The organism is Roseovarius sp. MBR-6 (genome assembly GCF_040547525.1).
In the GTDB taxonomy this organism is placed as follows: Bacteria; Pseudomonadota; Alphaproteobacteria; order Rhodobacterales; family Rhodobacteraceae; genus Roseovarius.
In genome coordinates this window covers 223,670-246,665 of the sequence record NZ_JBEPPW010000003.1, presented here as the reverse complement: position 1 = coordinate 246,665, position 22,996 = coordinate 223,670, and the positions used below count along the sequence as shown (strand labels likewise).

Annotated in this window: 22 protein-coding genes, 1 tRNA gene and 1 riboswitch; of the genes, 15 read left to right on the top strand and 8 right to left on the bottom strand. The window is 65.4% G+C overall.

Annotation, left to right across the window (positions count from 1 at the left end):
• Positions 1 to 25: 25 nt before the first annotated feature.
• The 3 genes from ABIE57_RS20590 (at position 26) to ABIE57_RS05775 (ending at position 3,359) form a co-directional block, all read left to right on the top strand.
• Entirely contained in the window at positions 26 to 1,168 is a 1,143-nt protein-coding gene (locus ABIE57_RS20590) for an 8-oxoguanine DNA glycosylase (protein WP_454283692.1), read from the top strand.
• Positions 1,169 to 1,557: 389 nt separating this feature from the next.
• The gene (locus ABIE57_RS05780; protein WP_354538059.1) at positions 1,558 to 2,769 is read left to right on the top strand and encodes a PfkB family carbohydrate kinase; all 1,212 of its coding nucleotides are present in this window, start codon (positions 1,558 to 1,560) and stop codon (positions 2,767 to 2,769) included.
• Positions 2,766 to 3,359: a 7-cyano-7-deazaguanine synthase gene (locus ABIE57_RS05775; RefSeq protein WP_354538058.1), complete on the top strand. Its 594-nt coding sequence runs from the start codon at positions 2,766 to 2,768 to the stop codon at positions 3,357 to 3,359. Before ABIE57_RS05780 ends, ABIE57_RS05775 begins: the two co-directional genes overlap by 4 nt.
• Before the next feature lie 35 nt (positions 3,360 to 3,394).
• Here the strand turns inward: ABIE57_RS05775 and ABIE57_RS05770 are convergent, their stop codons facing one another.
• From ABIE57_RS05770 to ABIE57_RS05755, 4 genes are all read right to left on the bottom strand, one after another.
• Positions 3,395 to 6,031, bottom strand: coding sequence for a DEAD/DEAH box helicase (locus ABIE57_RS05770; RefSeq protein WP_354538057.1), 2,637 nt, complete (start codon positions 6,029 to 6,031; stop codon positions 3,395 to 3,397).
• Positions 6,032 to 6,042: 11 nt separating this feature from the next.
• Positions 6,043 to 7,614, bottom strand: coding sequence for a site-specific DNA-methyltransferase (locus ABIE57_RS05765; protein ID WP_354538056.1), 1,572 nt, complete (start codon positions 7,612 to 7,614; stop codon positions 6,043 to 6,045).
• A 3-nt stretch (positions 7,615 to 7,617) separates the two neighbouring features.
• Positions 7,618 to 7,806, bottom strand: a complete 189-nt coding sequence (locus tag ABIE57_RS05760; RefSeq protein WP_354538055.1) for a type II toxin-antitoxin system Phd/YefM family antitoxin — start codon at positions 7,804 to 7,806, stop codon at positions 7,618 to 7,620.
• 347 nt (positions 7,807 to 8,153) lie between these two features.
• Positions 8,154 to 8,243 (bottom strand) — tRNA-Ser (locus ABIE57_RS05755).
• A gap of 114 nt (positions 8,244 to 8,357) precedes the next feature.
• On the opposite strand from ABIE57_RS05755, the gene ABIE57_RS05750 reads away from it, so the two are divergent.
• The 8 genes from ABIE57_RS05750 to ABIE57_RS05715 all read left to right on the top strand — a co-directional run bounded on the left by ABIE57_RS05750 (position 8,358) and on the right by ABIE57_RS05715 (position 14,780).
• Complete coding sequence (locus tag ABIE57_RS05750; protein WP_354538054.1) at positions 8,358 to 9,191, top strand: DUF2059 domain-containing protein; 834 nt, start codon at positions 8,358 to 8,360, stop codon at positions 9,189 to 9,191.
• A 189-nt stretch (positions 9,192 to 9,380) separates the two neighbouring features.
• Positions 9,381 to 10,016, top strand: a complete 636-nt coding sequence (locus ABIE57_RS05745; RefSeq protein WP_354538053.1) for a 50S ribosomal protein L21 — start codon at positions 9,381 to 9,383, stop codon at positions 10,014 to 10,016.
• A gap of 11 nt (positions 10,017 to 10,027) precedes the next feature.
• Complete coding sequence (gene rpmA / locus ABIE57_RS05740; protein ID WP_354538052.1) at positions 10,028 to 10,297, top strand: 50S ribosomal protein L27; 270 nt, start codon at positions 10,028 to 10,030, stop codon at positions 10,295 to 10,297.
• Between the two features lie 181 nt (positions 10,298 to 10,478).
• On the top strand, positions 10,479 to 11,018 hold the full coding sequence (locus ABIE57_RS05735; protein ID WP_354538051.1) for a GNAT family N-acetyltransferase: 540 nt from the start codon (positions 10,479 to 10,481) through the stop codon (positions 11,016 to 11,018).
• A gap of 36 nt (positions 11,019 to 11,054) precedes the next feature.
• The gene (gene obgE / locus ABIE57_RS05730; RefSeq protein WP_354538050.1) at positions 11,055 to 12,089 is read left to right on the top strand and encodes a GTPase ObgE; all 1,035 of its coding nucleotides are present in this window, start codon (positions 11,055 to 11,057) and stop codon (positions 12,087 to 12,089) included.
• Positions 12,077 to 13,183, top strand: a complete 1,107-nt coding sequence (gene proB / locus ABIE57_RS05725; RefSeq protein ID WP_354538049.1) for a glutamate 5-kinase — start codon at positions 12,077 to 12,079, stop codon at positions 13,181 to 13,183. The genes obgE and proB overlap by 13 nt, the downstream gene beginning before the upstream one ends.
• 71 nt (positions 13,184 to 13,254) lie before the next feature.
• Entirely contained in the window at positions 13,255 to 13,893 is a 639-nt protein-coding gene (locus ABIE57_RS05720) for a DUF1007 family protein (RefSeq protein WP_354538048.1), read from the top strand.
• On the top strand, positions 13,875 to 14,780 hold the full coding sequence (locus ABIE57_RS05715; RefSeq protein ID WP_354538047.1) for a nickel/cobalt transporter: 906 nt from the start codon (positions 13,875 to 13,877) through the stop codon (positions 14,778 to 14,780). Before ABIE57_RS05720 ends, ABIE57_RS05715 begins: the two co-directional genes overlap by 19 nt.
• Before the next feature lie 5 nt (positions 14,781 to 14,785).
• On the opposite strand, the gene ABIE57_RS05710 is transcribed toward ABIE57_RS05715, so the two are convergent.
• On the bottom strand, positions 14,786 to 15,181 hold the full coding sequence (locus tag ABIE57_RS05710; RefSeq protein ID WP_354538046.1) for a metallopeptidase family protein: 396 nt from the start codon (positions 15,179 to 15,181) through the stop codon (positions 14,786 to 14,788).
• Between the two features lie 55 nt (positions 15,182 to 15,236).
• Positions 15,237 to 16,163 (bottom strand): MBL fold metallo-hydrolase, encoded by a 927-nt coding sequence (locus tag ABIE57_RS05705; protein ID WP_354538045.1) that lies wholly within the window; start codon positions 16,161 to 16,163, stop codon positions 15,237 to 15,239.
• 149 nt (positions 16,164 to 16,312) lie between these two features.
• Here ABIE57_RS05705 and ABIE57_RS05700 point away from each other — a divergent pair, with 149 nt between their 5' ends.
• Both ABIE57_RS05700 and gltX read left to right on the top strand, forming a co-directional pair.
• Entirely contained in the window at positions 16,313 to 17,632 is a 1,320-nt protein-coding gene (locus tag ABIE57_RS05700; protein WP_354538044.1) for an MFS transporter, read from the top strand.
• A 65-nt stretch (positions 17,633 to 17,697) separates the two neighbouring features.
• Complete coding sequence (gene gltX, locus ABIE57_RS05695) at positions 17,698 to 19,023, top strand: glutamate--tRNA ligase (protein WP_354538043.1); 1,326 nt, start codon at positions 17,698 to 17,700, stop codon at positions 19,021 to 19,023.
• Here gltX and ABIE57_RS05690 read toward each other — a convergent pair.
• Both ABIE57_RS05690 and ABIE57_RS05685 read right to left on the bottom strand, forming a co-directional pair.
• A complete protein-coding gene (locus ABIE57_RS05690; RefSeq protein ID WP_354538042.1) occupies positions 19,007 to 20,245 on the bottom strand; it encodes a DUF2254 domain-containing protein in 1,239 nt (412 codons plus the stop codon). The two genes, gltX and ABIE57_RS05690, sit on opposite strands and share 17 nt — an antisense overlap.
• Before the next feature lie 216 nt (positions 20,246 to 20,461).
• On the bottom strand, positions 20,462 to 21,037 hold the full coding sequence (locus tag ABIE57_RS05685; protein ID WP_454283691.1) for a gamma-glutamylcyclotransferase family protein: 576 nt from the start codon (positions 21,035 to 21,037) through the stop codon (positions 20,462 to 20,464).
• Between the two features lie 85 nt (positions 21,038 to 21,122).
• Here ABIE57_RS05685 and ABIE57_RS05680 point away from each other — a divergent pair, with 85 nt between their 5' ends.
• Together ABIE57_RS05680 and gcvT are read left to right on the top strand one after the other, a co-directional pair.
• Positions 21,123 to 21,575 carry an RrF2 family transcriptional regulator gene (locus ABIE57_RS05680; RefSeq protein ID WP_354538040.1) on the top strand — a complete coding sequence of 151 codons (453 nt, stop codon included), beginning with the start codon at positions 21,123 to 21,125 and terminating at the stop codon, positions 21,573 to 21,575.
• Positions 21,576 to 21,605: 30 nt separating this feature from the next.
• Positions 21,606 to 21,693, top strand: a riboswitch (glycine riboswitch).
• 159 nt (positions 21,694 to 21,852) lie between these two features.
• Positions 21,853 to 22,977, top strand: coding sequence for a glycine cleavage system aminomethyltransferase GcvT (gene gcvT / locus ABIE57_RS05675; protein WP_354538191.1), 1,125 nt, complete (start codon positions 21,853 to 21,855; stop codon positions 22,975 to 22,977).
• The last annotated feature ends 19 nt before the right edge of the window (positions 22,978 to 22,996 follow it).

Below are 22,996 nucleotides of genomic sequence, written 5' to 3'. Positions count from 1 at the left end.
TGACAATCCTGGAACATCGCGAAAAATGGAAGGCAGCGACATAGACCATGCATTAGGAATGCATACTGCCATCGAGAATACGCGCGACAAGAGCGCGAAGTTCGGGGGAATTCGCCACGTTTGCGACGACGCCCTCCAAGTCAACTTCCTTTGCCGCATCATCGATGATTGCCCTCAGCTCGTTAACCTTAGACGACTGAAAAACATTACCATTTTCGATACGCGAAACCGTACTCTGCTTAAGGCCGACTTTTGTCGCGACAGTACTTTGCGACAGTCCAAGCCGCCTTCGAGCCCGCTGAAGGGCGATGCCAAAAGCAGGCTGATCGAGCTTGTGTTCATGCATGATTTAATGCATATATCATGCATGACAGCTTGTGAAGCCCACCCCTCTCGCAGCCACTGCGTACTGCCCGCGCTTGATGCAAATGGGTGCGCCGAAGTCCTTCCGGGGGTCGCGCTGGGTCGACCTGATGTGATCCTCTCGCCGGCCTATTGGCGCTGGCGCTGCGCGAATGCAGAGAAAGCCGGTGAGGGGTATGTCGCACGAGAATCCACACTTCACGAAGAGTTGGGTTTCTGTCTCTTGGGTGGATACGGAGTGCGCGTTGAGGTGAACGACGCTTTCTTCCGCCATCTGCGAGAACGAGGCGTATTTGAATGGCGCGCGCGCCCCTCAGTGGAGCAGCTGTTCGATCTGCTCTCTGAACGGATCCCAGTTTCCGATGCACGCGGGGTGAGACTTCAGAGTTACCGCTTCCCACGTCAGAAGGCGGAGCGGCTTGCTTGCTCCCTCGTGCTGGCTGACGAATTGGCGCCCGAGCGCTCAGCGCATGCGAAAGCCTCGCGGGTCTTTCGCAACAGACTAATGGCCATGCCAGGCGTCGGTCCGAAGACAGCGAGCTGGATTGCGCGCAACTGGCTGGGTGCCGAGAATGTTGCGATTCTAGATATACATGTTCTTCGCCTTGGTCGGCATATGAAGCTTTTTCCCGACCGTGTGCGCCTGCCTGCCGACTATGAGCGCCTTGAGGCACGCTTCATCGATTTCGCCGCAGCTCTGGAGGTTCGACCGTCAATCCTTGACGCAGTAATCTGGGACGACATGCGTCGGTTCGGATCGCGTATGGTGGAGCGCGCCACTGTCGGCTACGCTACTCGAAATTGATTAGGAGGATGATTTATGGGCGGAAGCGGCGGTGATCCGAGCTATCCCAAAGGAGGAAGCGGGACGGGTGGTGGCAGCGGCGGATCAGGCTCCGGCGGAGGTAACCCCGGCGCGGATCCCTGTGCGATATCCTTTCAAGACGATCTCTACTCCCCTGTCGCCGGTGTCGCGGACCGGCTCACAAGCGGCCAGGTGCTGGCGGTCCGCTTGACCCCTGCGAACGCCGTAGGCGTGTTTCTGGACAGCGGAACGCAGGTTGGCACGCTTGCGGGTCACGTGCTGCTTCCTGCGTTGATTGGCTGCCTCGATGACGGTGTCGAGTTTGCCGCGGACGTCGTCGACGTGACAGGGGCAGCGGCAGGACGCGTGCGCCTTCGAGTGCGACGTGCATGAGCGGCACTGAACCCGACATCACAGTCGTTGGTGGCTACTATGCCGAGCGCTGCGTCTCGCCCGAGGTGGACGCCCGCTTCGGCTCGGGCGGCCGGGCCGCGCTTGCGCTTGCCGCCGCGGGTAGGCACGTTCGTTGGCGGTATTACTGCCCAGCTGCCGAGCAGTTGGACGCGACGCGCACCGTGGCGCATGAGAACCTTGAACATGCACCAGCTGCCAGCGATGCGCTTGTGTCGTTCCGCTACACTCACCCGCTCGCTCGTCCGGAGTATCTTCCTTTCCCATTGCCAAGGGCCGAGCCCCTGGTTGTCGAGGGGGCCGCGGTACTGCGCTTCGGGCTCATGGAAGGCACTGGCGTCGTAAGGGCTGAGGCTTGCGTATACGATCCCCAAGGGGATCCTGCGGATTTCCACGAAAATGGCTCGGGCGCTTCAAGGCTTGCAATCGTATTGAACCTGTCCGAAGTCCTTGCGCTCGGGCGGGCACCGGATGAGGCCAGCGCTGTGGAGCGTCTCTTCGCTGGCGGGAACCTCTCAGCCCTTATTGTCAAGGCAGGGGCGGACGGATGTCGCGTTTACGAGAACGCCCGCCTTTCCGCAGAAGTGCCGCCCTATCAATCCGCTCGCGTGTACAAGATTGGCACGGGCGATGTCTTCAGCGCCGCATTCGCGGAAAACTGGATGTTGGCGGGGCGATCAGCGCCAGATGCGGCTGACGTTGCCTCGCGCTGCGTCGCGCACTATGCGCAGACGCGTACGCCAGCCGTTCGAGCGGAAGAGGCCATCAGCGTCGGCGAGCCAATCAAACCTGGTGTAGGTGGACAGGTCTATATTGCTGGGCCCTTCTTCACGACACATGAGCTTTGGCTCGTCGAGGAAGCGTATCGCGGGCTGAAAGAGCTGGGTGTGAAGGTCTTTTCTCCTTACCACGAGATTGGGCTCGGCCAGCCGTCCGAAGTCGTTCCGGCGGACCTCGCCGCGCTAGACCAGTCCACAGCGGTGCTCGCCCTTCTGGATGGTGGCGACCCGGGGACTCTATTCGAAGTGGGCTATGCAACGCGCATCGGCCTCCCTGTAGTGGCGCTAGCACAATCGACGAAGGCCAGCGACCTAACGATGTTGCTGGGCTCTCCCAATTGCCGTGTCGTCGACGACTTCTCTACAGCTCTGTACCATGTGGCGTGGGCAGGGCGCCGGGCATTGACATGAGGGTCCTGCTTTTCTCCGGCGGCGTAGAGTCCACCGCACTTGCCTACTGGCGGCGGCCAGACCTACTGCTCACTATCGATTACGGGCAACGCCCGGCCGCCGGAGAAATGAGGGCCGCATCACACCTGGCTCGACAGCTTGACCTGCCGCATCAGGTAGTGACGGCGAACGTCGGCGCCCTGGGCGCTGGGGACATGGTCGGCCGAGGTATGGCATCTCACTCAAAGGTTAGTGAGGCGTGGCCTTTTCGGAACCAATTCCTCGTGACGGTAGCCGCCATGGCATTTGCGGATCGCGGCTTGAAGGAAATTGCCGTGGGAACGGTGATCACAGACCGCGTTCATCCCGACGGCAATCCCGAGTTCGTCAGTGCGATCGACGCTTTGATTCGCTGCGAACTGCCCGACGCCCGTGTAACGGCACCGGCGATCAACATGACAACTGTTGAACTCGTCCGCGAAAGCGGGGTTCCACTCTCCCTGCTTCGCTGGACGTTCTCGTGCCATAGAGAGTCCGTTGGATGCGGGCAATGCCGAGGGTGCAACAAGACTTTGGAGACGTTCGCAGCGCTGGGCCTGAACACCGCTTAGCCAAGAGGATTAATCCGCCTCTCTGATCGCGGTTTTCACTTGTGAACGCTGAGTTTCCCGACCATCTGAGCCCGCATGTCTCTGCCGTCGACGGTCTTCTCAACCACGACGAACAGGCCCTTGCCGCCGCTCTTCCTCTCCCACAGCTGCCCGATGGTCCGCTTTTCGGCGGTGTCGGGGCCATCGGCGATGTGGGCGCCCTTGTACTCAACGACGAGCAGTCGGCCGTCCTCCAACTGAGCCACAAAATCCGGATAGAATTTGTCTGTGGCCGTCGGCAACCAGAACGAGTTGGGGTGGCGAGCGACGTTGCGGATCCAGAACTTGAGGCCCGGCAAGCTGTCGATGGCCTGCGCGCACTGAAACTCTTCGCCGTTCTCGGCCCCGTCGAAAGCAGGCACATGGTCCGGCCCAAGGAAGTGCTTGCGAGGTTTCCAGCGCCCACGATACCGGCGCTGATCCCAGTACATTCCGTCCTTGAACTCGAAAGCCTGGTCGAAGGATACCTCGACCTTGGCTTCCGGAGCGAAGAGATACCGCTGGTAGACGCCATCGCGTTCCTGCTGACGGATGGCGGCGAGTTTCTCGCGGATCTTGCGGGCGAGGATGAATTTGCACCGCATCAGCGCCGCGATGTGCATGCCGCGTGTGGTGATCAGGTGGCCGACCAGGTCGCGCAGCCAGCGCAGCAGTTCGCTCTGATGAATGTCAGGCTGGCGCACCTGCCGGTCGAGCCAGAGCACCAGCGCCTCCGGCGTCCAGCCTTCGACATCGACGTCAAGCGCCAGTTGTTCCTCTTCGTCGGCGAACTGGTAGGTGATGCGGTTGCCGTCGAGGTCGATCTCGAAGCTGCGTGCCGTCTCGCGGATCGCGAACTCGCCTTCACCCAGCTTCGACGAGTGGTCGAGCAGCGACCAGTCGTGGAATTCCATGAACACGTCGGTGTCAGCGAACTCGAACTCGCCCTGGATCTCGGAGACCAGGCGAGGGACCTCGAACGCCTCGCCCTGTTCTGCAGGCGATAGCTGGTCCTTCACCTCGACGCGATACTTGGTGACGGCCGCCGAGAACCCGGTTCGTTCGGTCTCGGGGAGGGCCTCGACGATCGCCTCTTCGAGGCCGCCGTCAAAACGCCCCGTCACGGCAATCTCGACCTTCCCATCCTCGGTTTCGCGAACGCTCACCCCTTCGCGCTTCTTCAGTTCGGCAAGCACCTCAGGCGTCGCCGTCACCGTGTGCTTGAAAGTCGGCTTCGGCTTGTCGCGCGGGCCGAACAGGCCAGTATCGGCATCGAGCGAAGTTTGCGCCGGTTCGATGTTGTCGAGCGCCTCATCCTCCTCGAAACCCATGGCCACCAGCTTGTCGGCCAGCGACCGCGCCGCCTCGCCGAACGACGGCTCCGACAGGAACGCATAGGCGCGGTTCAGATCCTCGGCCTTGCGGCGTTTGGCATATGGCATCCGCAGGACGCGCCCCAGCAACTGCTCGACGTCCACCGCGCTCTGGATCCTCGAGACCGAGCAGAACGCATAGGCGAAGGAGCAATCCCAGCCCTCCTTCAGCGCCTCGACGGTGATGACGTATTCGATCGGGCATTTCGGATCGAACAGGTTGATGCCGTCCAGTTCGCGCTGATCGCCAGTTGCCACGGCGATCTTGTGCTCGGGGATCTGCTCGACCTCCATCAGGTGCTTCTTCAGCACCTCGACCGTCACCTCCTGGTTCTTGGGCTGCGCCTGGAACAGGACGATGGGGCGGATGTACGACGAGTCCTTCTCGGCTTCCTCAGCCAGCGACGCGCGCGACGCGATCGCCCCGTTCACCGCGTTCTGCCAGGTGTCGTGCTCGGACAGCATGATCGGCAGCTTGATCATCTCCTCGAGCTTCAGCTCCTGCGCCGTCACGCTGTGCAGGATGTTCGAGTTGAGCCGCGGCGTCGCCGTGAACTCGATGATCGCGGACGGATTGACGCGTGCCTGCATTTCGCGCGTCAGGCCGGTGACCGCGTTGTGCGCCTCGTCGACGATCATCAGCGGCCGGTGGACATGCATCAGATTGGCGAAGGAGAACTTCACGCCGCCGCCTTCCAACGTTTCCAGCCCCGGCAGGCTCTTGGGCAGCGCCGTGAAGTGCGGCTCCATGTTCTCGTTGTGGGAATAGACCTTCCGGCCCTCGGTGTTCGAGACCCTCAGCGTCTGGATCGTGCCCACGACGATGCAGCAATGGTCGCGGATGTCGTGCGGGCGGATATGCGTGAAGTCCGCGATGTCGAACACGCGCACCCGGCCGTCGAAGGCCTCGTCCAGCGCCTGCCGATAGGGGTGGCGGGCGTTCTTCAGCGCCTCGGCCGTCTGAAGCCGGATGGTGTTCGACGGCACCAGCCAGAGGACCATCGGATAGTCCTTCTCCACCCAGGCGTCGCGCGCGATGCCGATGGAGTGGGCGCCGAGGATCGTCTTGCCGCCCCCGGTGGGCAGGCGCAGGCAGACATATGGAACGGCCGGCAACTCGGCGAGCGACGTGTAGGTGCCACCGTACCGGCCGAGCCGCTTGGCCTGTTCGGGCTCCCTGGTGATCGCCTCGTACGCGCCCTTCGGGCCCGCCACGCGCGCCTCCTCGAAAAAGCGGCGGAGAACGGAGAGAGTATCGGTCTGGTATTGCTTCAATTTCATCAGATGCCCCCTCAGGCCCGCGCTTTGACGTCGTAGGGCGTCTGCTTAAAGGTGATGCGCTCGCGGTCGAGCGTCGTGGGCGTCAGCCGTGATTGTTCGCCGTAGACGGTCAGCGGGCCGTCGAAGTCCGGCGCCAGCTTGGCGATATCCTCTCGGATCAGGACGAGGGTCGCGCGGGTCAGCACGTTGCCGCCGCCCGGCCTCTTGTCGCCAAGGATGCCGTTGTAGAGCAGCGCATGGGCGCGGCCGTCATGAATGCCGAGCAGCGGGCTGTCGCCGCTGCCATCCCAAGGCCGGTCGGTCTCCGAAAACCAGACATGCGCCGCCAGCACCGGGAAGCGGATGTCCTGCCGGATGTGGCCTTCCTCGTCGAAGACGGGCGGGCCCAGCCGGTAGAAGCGGAAACCGCCGCCACCCTGCCAGCCCACCGCCTCCGAAATCCCGCCCGGTTCGCCCTCGATGACCTTCTGCAGTCGCGGCGCGCAGTGGGACACCGCGTGCTCTCCCATCTCGATGCCAATGTAACGGCGACCCATCTTGTGAGCGACAGCGGCCGTTGTTCCCGAGCCGAGGAAGGAGTCGAGAACGATATCTCCTCGATCAGTGCAGGTCTCAAAGACGCGCGCAATCAGCTGCTCCGGTTTTACGGTTGCGAACGTCTCTACGCTGGCAAGCAGGGATCGTTGATGAGCTTTCGCTTGCCGTGAGGTCTTTACATCGAGCAGAATCGTAGGGTGTGGGCGCGTGGGCGTCTCTGGCGCGAACTCCCGTGCATACGGGACCCATACGGTCTCGCCGTTTCTTTCGCGCTGTTTCCAAACAAGCCTATTCTCGCGCCTTAGCTTTTCGACGCCTGCCTTGCTGAACGCCCAATTGGCTTCCCTGCCGTCGTCGTGGATCGGCAAAACCATCGTTCCGTCAGGAGCCTCGATTTCGTAGAACATTGTAGGTCGATCTTCTCGGAGGCTGTTGGCGCCATTCTTCTTCACGAGCCGATCACGATGCGGACGCGGCTCTTCTTCACTCGTCCGGTAAGATTCGAGAATCGACAGGTCTGCTTTCTTCTTGAACGGGGCCCGCTCCGAATTGCGCTCGTAGCAAAGTATGTATTCGTGATCCGGTGTGACCGGGACCTTGTTATCGTTTGGACTGTCGACCTTCTGCCAAATGAAGGACGTGTAGAAGTTTCGACGCCCGAACACCTCGTCCATGATGACCTTGAGGTAGTGCCCCTCGTTGTCGTCGATGGACACCCAGATCGAGCCATCCTCGGCCAGAAGATCGCGCAGCAGTTCCAGCCGCGGCCACATCATGGCCAGCCATTGCGTGTGCTCGAGGTTGTCGTCGTAGTGCTCGAAGGCGGAGCGCGTGTTGTAGGGCGGGTCGATATAAATGCATTTCACCCGGCCGGCATAAAAGGGCAGCAGGGCCTTCAGCGCTTCCAGGTTGTCGCCCTGGATCAGCATGTTGCCCGCGCCACCGTCGCCCGCCGACAAATCCGGGACTTCCTCCAGCAAGCGATAGGGCACGTGCTGTGCCGTGCGGATGTCCTCGTCCCGTGTCAGCCAGTTCAGTATCGGCATGCGCTACCGCTCGTCCTCTCGTTTCTTGCCGGAGGGTTCCACGGTCCGGCCGGTCAGCCGCTGGTACTCCTCGACCGCAAGGACGACGACCACCGGCCGCCCATGCTTCTCGACCACCACTGGCTCGGCCCGCGCCACGTCGATCAGCTGGCCGAAGTGATGCTTGGCCTCACGGGCAGACACGGCCTTCATGGGCCCCTCCCTGATTTGTGGTCAGAATGGTCATAACTCGCCCGGGACGTCAACGAGCGGCGCGTTCCGATGCTGCAAATCAGGGTTGGATACCGGTGGCGCCACACCCGAACGGAACCGGCGTCGGAGTCAATAACCGCTCCGTGGAAAAGCCGATTAGATACAGTGGCTTACAAGCTATTCACCAAAATGGCGCAGTCATGAGGTCCGGAGAATATCGGCCCCGAGAGACCGCTTCGGGGCCTCCCGGCGGCAGGGCCAGTGCTCAGCCGCGCCCGCATAACCCTCGAAAACAACGAGAAAATCCGGCCGCAGCCGGATCGGGAGAACGCTTTCGCGAGGGCAAGTGGCGGAGAGACAGGGATTCGAACCCTGGGTGGGGTTGCCCCCACAACGGTTTTCGAGACCGCCCCGTTCGACCACTCCGGCACCTCTCCGCGGGGGTCTGGTGAGCGCGTTTACTTGGCTTTGGAGGGCGGGGCAAGGGGGTTATGGATTGTTTGTGCCGCAAAATCGCCTAGGTTTGGGAAAACAGATCGAGAGGTCCCGCCATGGTGTTTCTGCCGTCTCTCCAGCGTCTGCCTGCCCTTGGTCTGACGCTGATGCTTGTGTTGTGGTCCTGCGTCGCAGCGGGGGCCGACCGCGACCGACTGTCGGCGTTCCTCGAGGTGACGGGATTCGACGTGGCGCTGGACAGCATCGCGCTGAGCGCGCCGGATGCGCCCGCGATGGTCGATCTCGCGCCCGAGGATTTCGGGATGGCCTGGGAGCGGATCACCGCGGAGGTCTTCGATACCGTCAAAATGCGGGCGCGAGCGCTCGATATTCTCGCCGAGACGCTCGATGACGAGATGCTGAACCATGCCGCCGAGTTCTACGCCTCCGGTCTCGGGCAGCGTCTTGTTGCCGTGGAGAACGCGGCGCATATGCGCGCGGATGACGAGGCCGCGCGGGCCGAGGGCGAGGCGCTGCTGGCGGCAATGGATGAGGGGCGCCGCGCAGCCCTGAGCGAGATGAATGACGCGATCGACGCCTCGGGCCAGTCGCTTCTGGCGATCCAGGAAATCCAGTTCCGCTTTCTCATGGCTGCGTCCGCGGCGGGGCTGACCGAGGGCGCGATTGATGCGGACATGCTGCGGCTGATGCTGGCACAGGGGGCCGAGGAGATGCGCGAACCGATGCGCGCCTCGGCGCTGGCCAATGCGGCGCAGACCTATCAAGACCTGTCGACCACGGATTTGCGCGCCTATGCCGCCGCGTTGGCGCATCCCGTGATGGCGCGGGTTTACGAATTGATGAATGCCGTGCAATACGAGATCATGGCCGATCGGTTCGAGGCGCTGGCGCTGCGGCTGGCGGATGTGCCGCGCGCGCAGGATTTGTGAGCGTGTCGGGGCGGGGAATGGCTTGACTCGGCGGCGCGCCTCGCGCATATGCCCGTGATCCGGCGGGATGGCTTGCCGGTATTGTTTTTGAATGACACCCGGGATGGGTGCGCTGTCCGAGGTGGCCCAGAGGCCGAAAACACCCGCGAAAGCGGGGACCACAGGACGCGGAAGCGAAAGGAAATGCCCATGTTTGCGGTCCTCAAGACCGGCGGCAAGCAATACAAGGTCCAGTCCGGCGATACGCTCCGGGTGGAACGCATTGCGGCCGATGCCGGTGAGAAAGTGCAGTTCAACGAGATTCTGATGCTGGGCGGTGAGAGCCTTGTCATCGGCGCGCCGCTGGTCGCGGGCGCGGCCGTGCAGGCCGAAGTGATCGACCAGATCAAGGGCGAGAAGGTCATCAACTTCGTCAAGCGCCGCCGCAAGCACGGCTCGCAGCGCACCCGTGGCCACCGCCAGAAGCTGACGCTTGTGCGGGTGACCGACATTCTGGCGTCGGGCGCGGATGCAACCGGCGTCAAGGCCGCGATCGGCACCGGGTCCGTGAGCGCGTCGGCGCTGGCCACGACCGCGCCGAAGGCTGCGAAGGCCCCCAAGGCAGAGACGGCCAAGGCCGCTGCCGGTGGCGACGATCTCAAGCGTTTGTCGGGCGTCGGCCCCGCGCTCGAGAAAAAACTGCACGAGGCGGGCGTGACCAGCTTCGCGCAGATCGCCGCATGGACGCCCGAGGACGTGGCGGCCTTCGACGAGAAACTGAATTTCAAGGGCCGGATCGAGCGTGAGGGCTGGATCGAGCAGGCCAAAGAACTCGCGCAGGGCTAAGGAGAGACGAGATGGCACACAAGAAAGCAGGCGGCTCATCCCGCAACGGTCGCGACTCGGCTGGTCGGCGCCTTGGCGTCAAGAAATACGGCGGAGAGGCTGTCATTCCCGGCAACATCATCGTGCGTCAGCGTGGCAACAAGTTCTGGCCGGGCGATGGCGTGGGTCAGGGCAAGGATCACACGCTCTTTGCCGTGACCGAAGGTGCCGTGACGTTCCGCAAGGGCCTCAAGGGCCGCACCTTCATTTCGGTCCTGCCAGTGGCGGAGGCCGCAGAGTAAGCCGACCTCGAAGGTTTTGACAAACATGAGGGGATCGGCGCGCGCCGGTCCCCTCGTTCGTTTTGCCGCCGAACGGTCAAATCCGCGTCACTTTGCGGTGTGAGACCACAGCGCCGCGCTTGCGGTGCCCGCGACCGCCCCCATTTTGGGGGATGTTCCCCGTCATGCGAAGGAGGAGCGCATGAAGTATGAGACCATCATCGCGCAACCGGTGATCGAGACCGAGCGGTTTGACCTGCGCCCGCTGCGCGTGTCGGATGCCGGACTGATCGCGCTCAACGCGGGCGATATCCGCGTGGCGCGTGCGACCTCGACCATTCCGCACCCCTATCCGCCCGGCGCGGCCGAGGCACTGATTGCGCGCGCGCAGTCCGAGACCCGGCTTGAGGATATCTGGGCCATCGACGCCACCAGGGTCGGCGGGCCCGAACTGATGGGCCTCATCAGCCTCACCCGCGTGGATGCGGGCCAGTCCGAGATTGCCTATTGGGTGGCCCCGGCGTTCTGGAACACGGGCGTGGCCTCGGCGGCGGTCGAGGCGCTGATCGCTGCCAACCCGCATCAGGCGCGTACCATCTTCGCCAGCGTGTTTCAGGACAATCCGGCCTCGGCGCGGGTCTTGACGAATTGCGGCTTTCAGTATCTTGGAGATGCCGAAACCCATTCGGTGGCGCGCGGCGCGAACGTGCCCACCTGGACCTATACCCTCAAGATGCTCTGAGGCCCCGCGCAGGGCCTTGGGCCGGAAGGACGGACGATGAAATTCCTCGACCTCGCCAAGGTGTATATCCGCTCGGGCGCGGGCGGCGCGGGCTGCGTGGCCTTTCGCCGTGAAAAATATATCGAGTTCGGCGGCCCCGATGGCGGCGATGGCGGGAATGGCGGCTCGGTCTGGGCCGAGGCCGTGGACGGTCTCAACACGCTGATCGACTTTCGCTATCAGCAGCATTTCTTTGCCGATAACGGCCGCCCCGGCATGGGACGGCAAAAGACCGGGGCGAGCGGCTCCGATATCGTGCTGCGGGTGCCGGTCGGCACGGAGATCCTTGACGAGGACGAGGAGACGGTGATCGCCGACATGACCGAGGTGGGCCAGCGCATCGAACTGGCGCATGGCGGCAATGGCGGCTGGGGCAATCTGCGCTTCAAGACCTCGACCAACCAGGCCCCGCGCCGCGCCAATCCCGGTCAGGAGGGGGTGGAGCGCACGATCTGGCTGCGCCTCAAGCTCATCGCCGATGTGGGCCTTCTGGGCCTGCCCAATGCCGGCAAGTCCACGTTCCTTGCCGCCACCTCGAACGCGCGGCCCAAGATCGCCGATTACCCCTTCACCACGCTGCATCCCAATCTGGGCGTGGTGGGTGTGGACAATGTGGAATTCGTCGTGGCCGATATTCCCGGCCTGATCGAGGGCGCGTCCGAGGGGCGCGGCCTGGGCGATCTGTTTCTGGGCCATGTGGAGCGGTGCGCGGTGCTCTTGCATCTGGTCGATGGCTCTTCGGGGGATCCGGTGGCGGATTATCACACGATCATCGAGGAAATCGGTGCCTATGGCGCGGGGCTGGCCGACAAGCCGCGCCTCACGGTGCTGAGCAAGATCGACACGCTTGACGACGAGGAACGCGCGTTTCTGCGCGACGAATTGCAGGCGGCGAGCGGCGGGCCGGTGATGCTCATGTCGGCGATTTCCGGCGAGGGCGTTACGCAAGTGCTGCGCGCCTTGCGCGCGCGCATCGACGCGAACCGCCTGCGCGAAAGGACCGCCCCGGAGGAAGCCCCGTGGCAACCCTGAGCGATGCGCGCCGCGTTGTGATCAAGATCGGCTCGGCCCTGCTGGTGGACCGCGCCACCGGGGCCTTGCGCGCCCCTTGGCTCGCCTCGCTGGCCGAGGATGTGGCTGGCTTGCGCGCGCGCGGCGCGGATGTGATCCTTGTGTCGTCGGGCTCGATCGCGCTCGGGCGCGGAGTGCTCGGCCTGCCCGCCGCCGCGCTCTCGCTCGAACAAAGTCAGGCGGCGGCGGCCGTGGGGCAGATCAAGCTTGCCGGGGCCTATGAGGCAGCACTCGCGCGTCACGGGTTGCAGGCCGCGCAGGTGCTGGTGACACTCGAGGACAGCGAGGACCGCCGCCGCTATCTCAATTCCCGCGCCACGATGGAGCAGCTTCTGCGCCTTGGGGCCGTGCCCATCGTCAACGAGAACGACACCGTGGCCACGGACGAGATCCGCTATGGCGACAATGACCGTCTGGCGGCACAGGTCGCGGTGACGGCGGGGGCGGATGTGCTCATTCTTCTGTCGGATGTGGATGGCCTTTACACCGCCAATCCGCAGATTGATCCGGGTGCGCACCACCTCGCCGAAGTTGCCGAAATCACGCCCGAGATCGAGGCGATGGCGGGCGATGCCGGCTCGGGCCTCTCCAAGGGCGGGATGAAGACCAAGGTGATGGCCGCGCGCACCGCCACGGCGGGGGGCTGTGCCATGGCGATCACGCGCGGCGACCGGCTCCACCCGGTGCGCGCGCTCATCGAGGGGGCGCGGGCGACGTGGTTCGCGGCGCAGGGCGACCCGCAGCAAAAGCGCAAGGCCTGGATCGCGGCGATGAAGCCACGCGGCCGCGTGACCGTCGATGCCGGGGCCGCGCGCGCGCTGGCCAAGGGTAGCAGCCTTCTGTCGGCCGGGGTGAGCGCGGTTTCGGGGACCTTCGGGCGGGGCGACCCGGTGGAGGTTGCCGAGGAGGGCGGGCGCGTTCTGGGCCAGGGCCTGACCCGTTACGACGCCGAGGATGCCCGGCGCATCGCGCGTCTGCGCTCGGACCAGATCGAGGCCGCGCTCGGCTATGCCTCCCGCGGCCCGCTCATCCACCGCGACGATCTCGCGCTCTGAACTGGGCCGATCCTTGCCGAGCCTGCGGGGCGCGCTTGCGGGGCGATCCGGGGTGGCCTATCTCTGGGCGCATGAAAAACATCGCCCTCGCCGCCCTCATCGCCGTGCTGCCCGTGTCTCAGGCCGGGGCGCATCCGCATGTATTCGTCGATGTCGCTCTGCGCTTTCAGGATGACGGCGCGGGCAATCTGACCGGCGTCGAGGTGACGTGGAGCTATGACGATTTCTTCTCGCTGTTGATCCTGACCGATATGGGGCTTGATCCCGATGGCGACGGGGTGCTGACCGAGGAGGAACTGGCGCGGCTCAAGGGGTTCGACCTTGTGGAATGGCCCGAGGGGTTCGAGGGCGATCTTTACCTCCATGCGGGCGAGGAGAAAATCGCGCTGGACCACCCGACACCGACCGGGGTGCGGCTTGAAGAAGGCCGGATCATTGCCACCCATGTGCGCAGCTTCGGCCCCGTCCCCGCCGAGGGCTTGCGGGTCGAGCCGTATGATCCGACCTATTACGTTGATTACACGCTTGCCGGACCGGTCACATTGCCGTCGGGCTGCGCCTATGCGATCCGCGAGCCGGACCTTGACGAAAGTCAGCGCGCGTTCCGCGACATGCTCGCGCAACTGAGCGCCGAGGAGCAATATACCGGCGTCGAGGTGGGCAATCTCTTTTCCGACACGATGGTGATCTCGTGCCGCGCGCGCTCCTGAGCATTGGGGCGCTGGCGGTTCTGGGGCTGGCGGTCTGGCTATGGGGGATGGGCGGCGCGGATGACCTTGCCGCCTGGGCGCGCGCGGGTCAGGCCGAGACGCAACAGGCCATGGCGCGCCTCCTGCGCGCCTTGCGCGCGGGCGAGCCGGGGGCGATGGTGGGGCTTCTGAGCCTCTGTTTCGCCTACGGCTTCTTTCACGCGGCAGGGCCGGGACATGGCAAGATCCTGATCGGCGGCTACGGCATGGCGGCGCGGGTGGGGGCGGCGCGGCTCTCGGCGCTGGCGCTGGCGTCAAGCCTTGCGCAGGCGGCCAGTGCCGTGGCGCTGGTTTATGCGGGGGTGTTCCTGTTCGACCTCACACGCCAGCAGATGACCGGTGTGGCGGAGGGGCTTCTGGCCCCGGTAAGCTATGGCGCTGTGGCGCTGGTGGGGCTGTGGCTGGCGTTGCGCGGGGGGCTGCGCTGGAACCGGGCGCGCGCGCTCCGTGCCCCGGGCCACGATCATGACCATGCCTGCACCGGTTGCGGCCACAGCCACGGCCCGACCCCGGAGCAGGCCGCGCGTGTGCACGGCTGGCGCGATGCGGTCATGCTCATCGGTGCGGTGGCGATACGGCCCTGCACCGGGGCGCTTTTCCTGTTGATCCTCACATGGCGCATGGGGATCGAGATGGCGGGCATCCTCGGGACCTTTGCCATGGGCCTTGGCACGGCAAGTGTGACCCTCGCCGTGGCGCTCGCCTCGGTCACGCTGCGCGAGGGCGCGCTGGCGCGGCTGACGACGACCGAGGGACGGGGTCTTGCGCGTGCCCTGACCGCGCTGGAAATCGGCGCAGGGCTCCTGATTGCGGCGCTGTCGCTGCACCTCATGCGCGCCACGCTCTGAGCGCGCTATTCCCACCACTCGTCGATGGCGGCAATATCGTCATCGGACCAGCCGAAATGGTGGGCAAACTCGTGCACCACCACATGCGCGATCAGCTCTTCGAGCGGGATGTCGCCCCGGTCGCGCCATTCATCCAGGATCGGCTCCCGGAAGAGCCACACGGTATCGGGCCCGAGCGGCTGATCGAACTGCGATTTCTCGGTGAGCGGAATGCCCTCGTAAAGCCCGGTCAGCTCAAGGGGATCGTCGATCTCCATCTCGGCCAGGATATGCGCGGGCGGCCAGTCCTCGATCAGCAGGACCACGTCGGAGGCGGGCTTGCGAAAGGCCGGCGGCAGCGCGTCGATGGCGTCGAGCGCGAGGCGCTCGAAATCGGCAAGGGAGGGCGGGCGAGTATCCATGCGCGCCATATGGGGCAGGGGGCCGGGATTGTAAATCCGGCCCCCTGCGCGGTGCTCAGAGCATGAGCTGATAGCTGGCGGGCACGTAGCGGAATCCGTCGCCCGCCGTCTCGACATAGCCCAAGCCGGGCCAGGGCATGTGATAGCCGACAAAGGGGATACGGTCGGCCGAAAGCATCCCCAGAAGGCGGCGGCGCGTGGCGGCGGCGGCTTCCTTGTCCATGTCAAAGCGCACCTCCCAGTCGGGATGGGCCAGCGACCAGACATAGTGATTGGCGAAATCCGCCGCGAGCAGCAGCGATTTGCCCTCGCTTTCGAGCATGTAGGCGGTGTGGCCGGGGGTGTGGCCATGGGCCGCCATGGCGGTGATGCCGGAGGCGACGCTTGCGCCATCGGCGGTCATGGCGGTCTTCTCGGCCAGCGGGCGCATGTTGGCGTCGAACCGCTCGTTGCCCGCCCCGGCCCAATGGTCGAACTCGGTGCTGGCGGTGACATAGCGGGCATTGGCAAAGGTCGGCGCGCCGTCGCGCATCAACCCGCCGATATGGTCGCCATGCATATGGGTGATCACCACCACGTCGACCTGATCCGGGGTATATCCGGCCTCATTGAGCGCACTCACGATGCCATCGGGATTGAGGCCGGTGTCAAAGAGCACAAGCTCCGCCCCGGTATTGACCACCGTGGGGGTAAAGAAGAACTGCGCCTGATCGGTGGGCAGGTTGGCGGCGGCAGAGACCGCGTTGAATTCCTCGGCACTGACGTTGAGGCCGAAGATCGTCTGCGGATCGGGGCGCGGGGCGGTGGCGGCCAGAAGCGTCGTCACCTCGAACGCGCCCAGCGTGACGCGGTTGAAGCGGGTGCTGGCGGGGCCCATCATCGGGGCCGCCGCGCGTGCAGAGGTGCCGGCAAGGGAGGCGGCAAACGGTAGGGCGGCGGTTGCGGCCATGAGGCCGCGGCGGGTGATCTGTCTTTTGGTCATCGAAGGCTCCCTGTCTCTGACGCGACGCGTGGACAGTAGCGCCCACGCGGCTTTCGACAAGAGGGTAGCGCGGATCGGGCACGGCGCGGTGACGCTCACGCGAAGTTGATCGGGCTTGCGGCGGCGCGGGACAGGCGTAGTCTGCGGCCATGCTCGGCATCCTCAAACACCGCGATTTCGCCCGCCTCTTCGCCGCGCAGGTCGTGGCGCTTCTCGGCACGGGGCTGTTGACCGTCGGCCTCGGCCTGCTGGCCTATGATCTGGCGGGGGCGGCGGCGGGGATGGTGCTGGGCACGGCCTACACGGTCAAGATGGTGGCCTATGTCGGTCTGTCGCCGGTGGCGCAGGCCATGGTGCAGCGCCTGCCGCGCAAGGCGGTGCTGATCGGGGCTGACCTGATCCGCGCGGGCGTGGCGCTTTGCCTGCCCTTCGTCACCGATCTGTGGCAGGTCTATGCGCTCATCTTCGTGCTTCAGGCTGCTTCGGCCACCTTCACCCCGGCGTTTCAGGCGGTGATCCCCGACATCCTGACCGATGAGCGCGCGTATACCCGCGCGCTGTCGCTCTCAAGGCTGGCCTATGACCTCGAGAACCTCGCAAGCCCCGCACTGGCGGGTGTGCTGCTTCTGGTGCTGAGCTATCACTGGCTGTTTCTGGGAACGGTGGCGGGGTTCGTGGCCTCTGGCTGGCTGGTCTGGCGCGCGACGGTGCCGCCGGTTGCGGGCGGCGCCGCGCGGCCCTTTCGCGAGCGGCTTACGCGCGGCGCGCGCATTTACCTCGCCACGCCGCGCCTGCGGGGGCTTCTCTCACTTAACCTCGCAGCCTCGGCGGTGGGGGCCTTCGTGCTGGTGAACACCGTGGTGCTGGTGCGGGTGGATCATGGCGGGGACGAAAGCGCGCTGGCACTGGCGATGGCGGCCTTTGGCGCGGGTTCGATGGCGGCGGCGCTCATGCTGCCGCGCGTTCTGGAAAGGTTGAGCGACCGGCCGGTGATGCTGGCAGGGGCCGGGGCGCTGGTGGTCCTGGCGCTGGGCACCGGCGCGGCGATCTGGGCAGGGCAGGCCCCGGCATGGGCGGCGTTTCTCGCGCTCTGGGCGCTTATCGGGCTGGCCTATGCGGCGGTTCTCACGCCTTCGGGGCGCCTGCTGCGGCGTTCGGCCCACCCGCAGGACCGCCCCGCGCTTTTCGCCGCGCAATTCGCCCTCAGCCATGCCTGCTGGCTTGTGACCTATCCGCTGGCGGGCGTGGCGGGGCGCTGGCTGGGGATGGGGCCGGCGCTGGTGATGGCGGGGCTTGTGGCGGCGCTGGGCCTCATGCTGGCGCTGCGGCTCTGGCCCGGCGATCAGGCGCGTGCGCCCTTGCACGACCACCCTGAATTGCCGCGCGACCATCCGCATCTGCGCACCCATGGGCAGGGACCCCATGCACATGGCTATGTCATAGACGATCTGCACCGCCGCTGGCCCTGAGCCGGGCCATTCTGGACAATCGTCCATACCTGTGACAAAGCCCCGGCCATTGTCAGGAGACGCCCATGACCACCACCCGCTTTGCCCCGTCGCCCACCGGCTATATCCATGTCGGCAATCTGCGCACCGCGCTGATGAACTATCTCATCGCGGCCAGGGCCGGGGGAACCTTCATCCTGCGCATCGACGACACCGACCCGGAGCGCTCGAAAGAGGAATATGTCGATGCGATCAAGCAGGATCTGGAGTGGCTCGGCCTGCATTGGGACCGTGTGGAGCGGCAATCGCAGCGGCTCGACCGCTATGCCGGGGCGGCTGACCGGCTGCGCGGCATGGGGCGGCTCTACGAGGCGTTCGAGACGCCGACAGAGCTTGATCTCAAGCGCAAGAAACAGCTCAACATGGGGCGGCCCCCGGTCTATGACCGCGCTGCCCTGGCGCTAACGCCGGAAGAGGGCGCGCGCCTGCGCGCCGAGCGCGGCGCGGGCGTCTGGCGTTTTTTGCTCGATCAGCAGAGGATCGAGTGGCCCGACGGTATCCTCGGCCCGATCTCCATCGACGCGGCGAGCGTGTCGGACCCGGTGCTCATCCGCGCGGACGGGCAGGTGCTCTATACTTTCGCCTCGGTGGTGGATGATATCGAGATGGGCGTGACCGACATCGTGCGCGGCGCGGATCATGTGACCAACACCGCGACGCAGATCCAGATCATCGAGGCCCTGGGCGGCACGGTCCCGCGTTTCGCGCATCACTCGCTCCTGACCGGGCCGCAGGGCGAGGCGCTGTCGAAACGTCTCGGCACGCTGTCGTTGCGCGACCTGCGCGCGCGCGGGGTGGAGCCGATGGCGCTTTTGTCGCTGATGGCGCGGCTTGGATCGAGCGATCCGGTGGAGTTGCGCAGCGAGATGGCAGACCTGATCGAGGGTTTCGATATCGAGCGTTTCGGCGCGGCGCCGACCAAGTTCGACGAGGCCGATCTTTTCCCGCTCACCGCGCATGTATTGGCCGCAAAGCCCTATGAAGCGGTCGCCGATACAATCGCGGCCATTGGCGTGCCCGAGGATCTGGCGCGGCAATTCTGGGAGGTGACGCGCGAGAACATCACCACGCTGCACGATCTCGAGCGCTGGTGGACGCTTTTCCGGGACGGAGCGGAGCCGGTGATCGACGCCGAGGATCAGGCCTTTATCGCTGAGGCGATGGCGCTCTTGCCCGAGGGGCCGCATGACAATGAGACCTGGGGCAAGTGGACCGCGGCTGTCAAGGAGGCCACGGGGCGCAAGGGCAAGGGATTGTTCATGCCGCTCCGCAAGGCGCTGACCGGGCAGGCGCACGGGCCGGACATGGCGCGGGTTCTGCCGCTCTTGCAGGTGATCAGGGCAAAAAACTGATCCCGTCGCCGGTGGCGCGCAGGCGCGCGCGCTCGCTTTCCAGTGCCAGCGTGGCGTCGGCGTGATCGAGCGCGCGGGCGGCCATGGCGCGTGCCGCCTCGGCCAGCGCGGGGTCGGGGGCCTCCGAGAGCCGCAGGAGTGCCGCGCGCAGCCGCTCGGCCACCTCGACCTGCCCCGCCCCGTCGCGCGCGGTCTGGGCAAAGGCAGCCTCGATCAAGGCCGTGCGCGAGGTGTCGGGCAGGAACAGCCCCTCGAAAAGCCGTGCGTCGGTCTCGGGGCGCGCGCGCGCCCAGTCGAGCAGCAGCTTTTCCAGCCGACAGATCACGGCGATGGCCGTGCCGGGATCGTTGATCCCCGGCGAGAGAGCGCGCGCGGCGGTTTCCGACAGCACCATGAGACCATAGCCCGCATCCTGCTCGAACGTGCGATGCGCGCCGATGGTGAGGTGCGTCCCGATGGTCGCAAGCGTGGCGTCATCAAGCCCCGCCGCATGGCCGATCGCCTCGCCCTCGATCACGTAATCGCCGGGGCGGGCGTAGAGATAAAGCCGCGCCTGCGCGCCGGTGCAAAGCGTCGAAAGGCCCGGCATGTCGATGAACTGCACATGGCCCGTGGCGGGCGCGGGGATGGCGCGCGCGTCGGCGGGCAGCACCATGTCACGGCTGAGTTCCTGCGCCCCGAGCGCGGGTAGTTGGCGCGTGCGCATGAGGCAGGGCCGTGTCGCCGCCTCGATGGTGGCCAGCGTCGCGTCCATGCTACCCAGATCGCTCAGGTGATCGATCCAGCGCAGCAGCGCCAGGATCACCAGCACCACCACCGCCACCGTCACGCCCAGCACGATCACGCTCGCCCCCTCGGGATAAAACCCGGCCTTGAACAGGATGATGGCCGCGAGCGCGTAGACGAAAGCGCCGATAAAGGTGGCCAGCACGGTTTGCGTGGTCGTATCGGCCAGCAGAAGGCCATGTACGCGCGGCGTCGTCTGTCCCGCGGCGGCGTTATGCGCCGTCACCATGACGTTCAGCGAGAAGGTGCTGACGGCGAGCATCCCCGAGGCGAGGATGGTCAGGATCGGCAGCACTGTATCGGGCGAAAAGCTGCGCCGGAGCGTGGCGGGGATCATGTCTTCGGCCAGGATGGCAATCGCGGCCGTGCCCACAGACAAAAGCGCAAAAAGCGTCACCCGCAGCCACAGCTTGTGGCTGAGGCGCTGCAGGATCATCGCCGGAGAGGAGAGAAACAGGGATTTCATTGATGACCATGCCTTTGCGGTGACAATGCCAGAGTTGCGCGCGACGTGGCCGCACGCAAGCCCGGACGATGCGGCGATGGATACTTTCATAGGGGCTGGCGAAAGGCGTTTTTCGCAGAAACAACGCCGCCCCGAGAAAATTCGCGAATTTTCCCGGGCTTGGCCGGTCCGTGTCGCGCGCGGGCCTCAGTCCTGCGCGGGACTGCCCAAGGCCCCGACCCGCCAGAGGTGATCGTCGGTGATCGCGCGTTCCCTTGCCGTCACCGGCTGATGGCGCGGATAGCGCGGCGCGGCGCGGTCGTCGAGAATGGGCGCGTCCCAGCCATGGGTGGTGGTGAAAAAGCGTGTGACGCCATCCTCGCCGAATTCACGCAGATAGCCCTGCACGACCACGTCGATATAGCTCAGCAGGATCGGATGCGCCTTGCCTGGCGCGCCGTGATGTCCTTCGGGGATGGTGTAGACCGCGATCTCGGGGCGGTGGGGCAGGGCATGGCGCACCTGATGGGCGGCGGGCGCGCGGATATAGGCCGCTTCGCGCGCATCGAGCGCGGGCCAGTGCGCCCGCGCCACCGGCGCGATCAGCCCGTCGATCTCGGCCGTCTCGTCCGGCACCACCGTCAGATAGGCGACAGGGCGCAGTGTGGTATGCCGCCAGACGCGCCGCCAGCCGCGCAGGTGTGCGGGCACCGCCCCCGCGAAATCATGCGTGGCCCGGTTCACCAGACTGCCATAGCCGAAGAAATATGTATCCCGAACCAAGGTTTTTCGTCCTCGCTTGACGTGTATCAAGGCCCGTTTGCACGGTCGGTGCATAATGGGGCAGTTTCAAGGGAGAGTGTGCCCCATGCGGATCACCAAGAGAACCAATATCGCCATCCGGCTGCTGATGTTCTGCGCGGTCAATCCCGAACGTCTGGTGACCAAGGCCGAGATCGCCGAGCGCTGCAATACCTCCGAGAGCCATCTGGCGCAGATCATCAACCGCCTCGGGCAATTGGGCTTTCTGCGCACGCAGCGCGGGCGCACCGGCGGGGTGACACTGGGCCGCCCCATGGCCGAGATTCGCGTGGGCGACGTGTTTCGCCAGCTTGAGGACAACGTGCCGGTGGCCGAGTGCTTTGCCGATATGGACAATACCTGTCCGCTCAAATCCGCCTGCCGGTTGCGCGCGGCGCTCACCGATGCGGTCGAGGCGTTTTATGCGCGGCTCGACACGGTGACCCTCGATGCGCTGGTCTGCGAGAACGACGCACTCATCGACATTTTTTCCGCGCCGCCCTGCCTCAAACGGGCTTGATCGGGCGCGCGCAGTATACTAGCGTCCACCGTAATCGGACAGGGAGAACCGGCCTCGCGCCGGTGCCGAAGGAGCAACCGCCCCGGAAACTCTCAGGCGCAGGGACCTGCCCGATTTCGACACTCTGGAGAGACCCCTTTGCGGGGCGCCGACGGGATAGCGATCTCAGGCCAAAGGACAGAGGGGGCATCGTGGCGCGGGCCATTTTGGCATTGCGTATAATCGGTGCCGGTGCGACCTTCATAGCGGTCCGGCCCATCAGATGAGGGAAGACCCGTTGGCCGATCTGCACACGACACCGCTCAGCGCGCTGCACCGAGAGCTTGGGGCAAAGATGGTCCCGTTCGCGGGCTATGACATGCCGGTGCAATATCCCATGGGCGTGATGAAGGAACATCTGCATTGCCGCGCACGCGCGGGGCTGTTCGATGTAAGCCATATGGGGCAGGTGATCCTGCGCGCGCCGGGGGGATATGCCGGGGCGGCCGCCGCGATGGAGCGCCTCGTGCCGGTCGACCTGCTGGGTCTTGGTGAGGGGCGGCAGCGTTACGGCGTTTTCACCAATGAGGCGGGCGGTATCCTTGACGACCTGATGATCGCTAACCGGAGCGATCACATGTTCGTCGTCGTGAACGCCGCGTGCAAGGCGGATGACATCGCCCATATGCGGGCCGGGCTGAGCGGTGTGGAGGTCGAGGAGATCACCGACCGCGCGCTCTTGGCGCTGCAAGGCCCCGCCGCCGAGGCTGTGCTGGCGGCGCTGGTGCCCGAGGTGGCGGCGATGCGCTTCATGGATGTCGGCGTTTTCGATTCGATGTTCGGCGAGCTATGGGTCTCGCGCTCGGGCTATACCGGCGAGGACGGCTATGAGATTTCGGTGAATGACGGGCAGGCCGAGGCGCTGGCCCGCGCGCTGCTGGCGCATGAGGATGTGGAACCCATCGGCCTTGGCGCGCGCGACAGCCTGCGGCTCGAGGCGGGGCTTTGCCTTTATGGGCATGACATCGACACCACGACAACGCCGGTCGAGGCGAGCCTCAACTGGGCGATCCAGAAAGTGCGCCGCGCGGGCGGCGCGCGGGCGGGCGGTTTTCCGGGGGCGGACAGGATATTGCCCGAACTGGCCCAAGGCGCGTCGCGCGCCCGTGTCGGCCTGCGCCCCGAAGGCCGCGCGCCGATGCGCGAGGGCACAGGTCTCTTTGCCGCGCCCGAGGGGGGCGAAGCCGTGGGCCACGTCACCTCGGGCGGCTTTGGCCCGACCATCGAGGGGCCGATGTCGATGGGCTACGTGCCCCGCGCCCTCGCCGCCCCCGGCACCACCTTATATGGAGAAGTGCGCGGCAAGCGACTGGCCGCTACGGTCACCGCGCTGCCCTTCACCCCCGCCCGTTTCAAACGCTGATCACAAGGGAGCCCACAGC